The 5,198-nt window shown below is 39.4% G+C and carries 5 protein-coding genes; 4 read left to right on the top strand and 1 reads right to left on the bottom strand.

Annotated elements, in window-relative coordinates; genetic code table 11:
- Positions 1-238 precede the first annotated feature (238 nt).
- The gene (locus O9332_RS07950; protein ID WP_288024775.1) at positions 239-2,992 is read right to left on the bottom strand and encodes a DNA methyltransferase; all 2,754 of its coding nucleotides are present in this window, start codon (positions 2,990-2,992) and stop codon (positions 239-241) included.
- Positions 2,993-3,202: 210 nt separating this feature from the next.
- Here O9332_RS07950 and O9332_RS07945 point away from each other — a divergent pair, with 210 nt between their 5' ends.
- The 4 genes from O9332_RS07945 to O9332_RS07930 all read left to right on the top strand — a co-directional run bounded on the left by O9332_RS07945 (position 3,203) and on the right by O9332_RS07930 (position 4,803).
- On the top strand, positions 3,203-3,670 hold the full coding sequence (locus tag O9332_RS07945; RefSeq protein WP_288024772.1) for a DUF29 domain-containing protein: 468 nt from the start codon (positions 3,203-3,205) through the stop codon (positions 3,668-3,670).
- 37 nt (positions 3,671-3,707) lie between these two features.
- Positions 3,708-3,854: a hypothetical protein gene (locus O9332_RS28350; RefSeq protein ID WP_002757808.1), complete on the top strand. Its 147-nt coding sequence runs from the start codon at positions 3,708-3,710 to the stop codon at positions 3,852-3,854.
- Between the two features lie 175 nt (positions 3,855-4,029).
- Positions 4,030-4,203, top strand: a complete 174-nt coding sequence (locus O9332_RS07935) for a hypothetical protein (RefSeq protein WP_288024769.1) — start codon at positions 4,030-4,032, stop codon at positions 4,201-4,203.
- Between the two features lie 93 nt (positions 4,204-4,296).
- Positions 4,297-4,803 (top strand): cofilin family protein, encoded by a 507-nt coding sequence (locus tag O9332_RS07930; protein ID WP_052276720.1) that lies wholly within the window; start codon positions 4,297-4,299, stop codon positions 4,801-4,803.
- Positions 4,804-5,198 lie beyond the last annotated feature (395 nt).

The raw sequence follows: 5,198 nt of genomic DNA, 5'->3' as shown, positions 1-5,198 counted from the left end.
GGGGGGTGGGGGGGGGGGGGGGGGGGGTGGGGGTGGGGGGTGGGGGGGGGGGGGTTGGGGGGGGGGGGGGTGGGGTGGGGGGGTGGGGGGTGTGGGGGTGGGGGGTTTTGGGTGGGGGGGTTATGGGGTGTGGGGTGTGGGGTGATGAGGAGAACAAAGCTGCTTTTTGCCTTTTGCCTTTTGCCTTTTGCCTTTTGCCTTTTGCCTTTTGCCTGTTGCCTTTTGCCTTTTGCCTTCGTTATTGAGGATTTTTTCTTTTCGAGGGTTTTTGTTTGCTGGTAGGGAGTAGGGGAGCGGTTAATTTTTCGTAGAGTTCAAAGAGGTATTCAATACGGTTTAATTCACTGGTAAAGGGTTGGGGACGATAACACAAATCAACGGCTTTGTCAAGTTTTTGGTGAGCTTTGAGCAAGTCCGGAGGCATGGTTAAAGGATCGTATAAATCCGCAAGGCTACTATCGGGATATTTTACCCTAGTATCTAGCACAGCTTGAGCGCAAGTTTCAACGGTTTGTTTTTGTTTGTCGGTGATATTTTCTGGAAAGGGGTAGTTATTATAAACGATGGTGTTTGAATAACGGTAATCACTTTTTAATCGTCCGCAAACATATTTAACCCATGTCATGTGCATTGCTGAAGTAAGAATACCAAATAAATATAAATCAGCACTGGCAACAAAGAGACAACTATTATTAGCAATATAATCTGGACTAAAGAAACCGAACGGAATATATTTTCTATTCTCCGAAGAGTGACTTGGTATTAAAATATAGCTGGTTTTTGGCTGTCTATTTTCAGTAAATAATGTTGGGAACTGCGACCATTTAATTGTCGCAACTTTAGAACTAGCCAAACGCATTTCTTTAACAGCTTCTACTCTTTTTAATAATAGAGGCAACTGCTTTAATTCTTTAGGCTGTATTTCTGTTAACCAAAAACACCAGCGTCTTTTATTATTCAGAAACTCATCAGCAGAAATAAAAGGCTTAATAAATTTTTCTCCTGCGGGTTCTTGTCGAATATACTGTTCTTTTTCCTCGTCATTCATCAGAAGATTACCACCATCTGTAGGTTGGCTGCCTTTGATCATTTCAGGCACGTTACAAATGGGTTTTATTTTCTTTAAAATGATTAAATCATTTCCTTCTGTCAGGTAAGGATTAATATTTTTAACCTTTCTTTCTGTTGGTTCACCTTTAATATCAGCATAATCAAAAATACGTTTATTGTCAATATCTTCTAGCCCAAAACCAATAATAACACAATGAACTGCGGCGTTTCCTTTTGCTTCATTACTCCAGCTAAAAGTTCGATAGGCAAAATGAATTTTTATTTTATATTTTTGATAAAGCTCTTGCCAAAGAACACCAACTTGTTCACCCTGAGAAATAGAATTTGTACTAACTAAAGCGCAACGAATTAAACTATTTTGAATAAATTCAGCCGCTTTAATATACCATGCCGTCACATAATCTAAAACACCTGCTCCTTTAACTTCGCCTAAAACATTATTCATGTCAGCCTTTTGGTCGGCATTTTGTAACTGTTTCCCCACAAAAGGAGGATTCCCTAAAATAAAATTGAGCTTTTCTTTTGATACAATTTCCTCCCAATCAATCCGTAAGGCATTTCCATGAACAATCTTTGCCGCTTTTTTCAATGGCAAACGCACAAAATATTGACCAAAAGTATTACTAACTTTAATATTCATCTGATGATCAATTAACCACATTGCCACCTCAGCCACCCTCACCGCAAACTCATCGTATTCAATACCAGCAAACTGATTGACATCTACCTGAATAATCCTACTAATATCTATTACTAACTGCCCCGTTTTATCTAACTCCTGTAATACCAAAATCTCTAAATCGCGTAACTCCCGATAGGTAATAATTAAAAAATTGCCGCAACCACAGGCAGGATCGAGAAAATATAAATTAGCAATCTTTTTCTGAAATTCTAGTAATTTATTGCGATTGCCTTTAATCTTCTCAAATTCCCTGTGTAAATCATCTAAAAATAACGGTTTAATCACCTTTTGAATATTTTTCTCGGAGGTATAATGCGCCCCTAAATTGCGTCGCTCTTTTGGATTCATTACCGCTTGAAACATAGAGCCAAAAATAGCAGGGGAAATTTTTCCCCAATCAAAAGCACAAGCTTCTAATAACATGACTCGCATCTTGCTATCAAAAGCCGCTAAAGGTAAAGACTCCTCAAATAACTTGCCATTTATGTAGGGAAATTGAGTTAAATTTTCATCGAGATTTTTTAATCTTTTTTCTTCTGGTGTATTCAAAACCTGAAAAATAGCATCAATGTGCATCGCCAAATCACTACCATCTTCCTTGGTATGTAGATCGATATATTCCCAGAAAATCCCCTTATTAAAAATACCCGTATCATCGGCAAATAAACAAAATAATAAACGCACTAGATAAACTTCCAAATCATGCCCTATATAACCAATTTCTTTGAGGCAATCATGAAGTTTTCCCATTAACTCGGCGGCTTGAATATTGACGGGATCTTCGTCTTTATAAACTCGCTTTTCGTAACCAGCAATAAAATCAAATAAATGAACATTATCGACAAAATTGCTTAATTCAAATTCCCATTGATTGCCCGAATCTAAATCATATAATTTAAACCGTTGAAAATCCGAGACTAAAATATAACGCGGTAACTCATGTTCCTTTAAATTGGGAAAATAATCCTTAGCCTGTTGTGTGGCTTTTTCTAAATCTTTCCCCTTCGATTTATGCTCAACTAAAATCGTTCCTTTCCATAATAAATCAATAAAACCCTGTTTATTATCTGCTTTTTTTATCGGTTGCTCAAAACTGGCTACCCTACGCCGTGAAATGCCAAAGACATGAAAAAACTCATTCCAAAAAGACTGAGATTCTGCTTTTTCTGAAGTCTCTCCTTGCCACTCTTTTTGAAAAGCGATGGCGCGATTTTTAATTTCATTCCAACTTAAAGGCATAGTTTTAACTCCTTATCGTTCGCCGGGTTGCTCAAAGATACTAGAAAATGGTGTAGGGAGCCAGATGCAGTCAGCAAGGGATACAGATAGTTTCCATTTTAGGTGATTTTTTGGTAAACTACAAGGGAAGCTAGAAATTAGTAACGCCTTGAGAATTGTAGCCGCTTAGTTATCAGTGCAGTTATTGACTCGAAGGAACAACTTATCGCTATGTCCAAAACTCTCTACGAACAAGATTTTCAAGTATGGCTCGCAACAACAATTAGCCACCTACAGAAGCGGGAATTTGCTGCGCTGGATACTGATAACTTAATTGAGGAGTTAACCGAGTTGGGAAAATCGGAAAAAAGAACTTTAGAAAGTAATTTGATGATTCTTTTGGCTCACTTGCTCCAATTAAAAGTACAGCAGGACGCACCGCCATCAATGAAGGATAGCTGGTATTGTTCTATTATTGAGCATCGCCAGCGAATTGAGAAAAACTTACGCGATACGCCTTCCCTGAAATCCTATCTAGAAACTGCTATCGAGGAAGCTTATCCAGATGCTCGTCAAGTGGCAATTAAGGAAGGGAAACTCGCTCAATTTGGTGTTCGGATTCCCCCAGAAAATGAGTATCCTCAAATTTGTCCTTTCTTGCCAGAGCAAATCTTAGATGAGAACTTCTATGGCAATTGACTAGAGAAAAAAGTTAGGGTTTGCGGCAAAAAGTTTATTGGTGGGGTTAGGAGTCAGGAGTCAGGAGTCGGGAGGGGAAGAAAAAGATGAACGTAGCGACTGTTTCAGTGCCTACTCGCTACAAGGAGCAGGCGCCAAGCAGAAGTGTTTAGCCCACCTAGAACGAGAATTAAAAGCTCTCTGACAGAGTCGCTTTCAGGGCAATCGGGATTTTGCCCGCCAAGTGCAATCAGTATTATGGCAAGCTCGACTTGCTTATCAGAATTATCAAGAAGGAAAACGGCTCTTCGGTTTGTGTTATGCAAGGGACGGGGGTTATAAGGGATGGAACCCTTATAGAGAAAGGCACTTAGCGATTTTTGTCAATTGTTTTTGCTCTAGAGCCAACTAATCAATTAAGTCTCTTACCAGATAAGGATTTAGTCGATTTATGCCCCCCTATCGAACCATACCAAGTAACGAAGAACCGAATATTTTTATCCATCGTTGGAAAATACACGGAATGTTTCTGGATATCCTTTTCTACGGGGTGAATATACGGAAACTTTCTGCTTTTTGTCCTCTAGGGGTTGACTATTACGGAAATTTCCTGTACACTAGCTTACTGGACTTGAGTAACAACTATTTTGGTATCTCAAGAAAAAGCTAACCTACTGAAAAAAGAGAATAAGATGTCCATTAGTGTCGTAAAACTTCACCCTGACTGCGTGGCTATCTTCAATGAGTTTAAAGGTAATGCTAATAAACCAACGCATGATTTTCTGACTATGAAGTTGGATGGAGTCAACATCGTTCCTGATTTGTGTCCACCGATTGGTACTTCATCTGAAGACCCTAGATTCGGGGATAAGGAGCATCCTGCATTTGATCACATGGTTAGTCATTTGATCGAGAAAGGTAGTGGATATGCATTTTACATATTTCGATATGACAAGGGAAACGGTCATCCCAGTAAACTTGTGTTTTACACTTATGTAGATGACAATGGCCCAGCAAAGACTAAAATGGCTATCACATCTTCCAAACAAGTCGTGGAAAAAGGCTGTCCAGGTTTTTCGCTTAAGATTCAGGCAAATTGCAAGGAGGATCTTTCATACAAAGTCGGTTTGGATCTTGTTTTAGAACGCCCGTAGGTTAGGGTAAGTGCGATCGCTGTTATCTTGTTGATTAAACTTTAAAATTGTCATTGCTTGGGATAGGAATGCAGGGGGCGATCATTTTTGGAATGAGCAATTTTTTGGGCATGGCGATCGCTTTTGGGGCAGGGGTAAGAGCGATCGCATCTCTCTTAGGGTAGAACGCTGATTGCAAAGGATGGTCAGTCAGCCCTAGATAGTCAACAGCTTACCCGAAAAAGCTAGATTTTGTAACAAAATTTAGTATTACTTAGGGCTGGCTGAATAATGGTAAAACCCTTTTAAAATAAGGCTTTTGACCTGTTAAAGTCCGATGTTAGTGCAAGAAAATAGGATTGGGACTTTCAAAAACCTTGCATTATCCTTCTTGTAGTACATCGCTTGGTACACAA

Source organism: Microcystis sp. LE19-10.1B, assembly GCF_027530565.1.
GTDB classification, from domain to species: Bacteria; Cyanobacteriota; Cyanobacteriia; order Cyanobacteriales; family Microcystaceae; genus Microcystis; species Microcystis aeruginosa.
Note: the sequence above shows the minus strand (reverse complement) of the source record. Positions and strands in the feature narration are given on the sequence as shown.

Bases quoted from the DNA above. Each gene is read 5' to 3' on its own strand.
- O9332_RS07950 (WP_288024775.1), bottom strand. From the start codon at position 2,992: ATGCCTTTAAGTTGGAATGAAATTAAAAATCGCGCCATCGCTTTTCAA.
- O9332_RS07945 (WP_288024772.1), top strand. From the start codon at position 3,203: ATGTCCAAAACTCTCTACGAACAAGATTTTCAAGTATGGCTCGCAACA.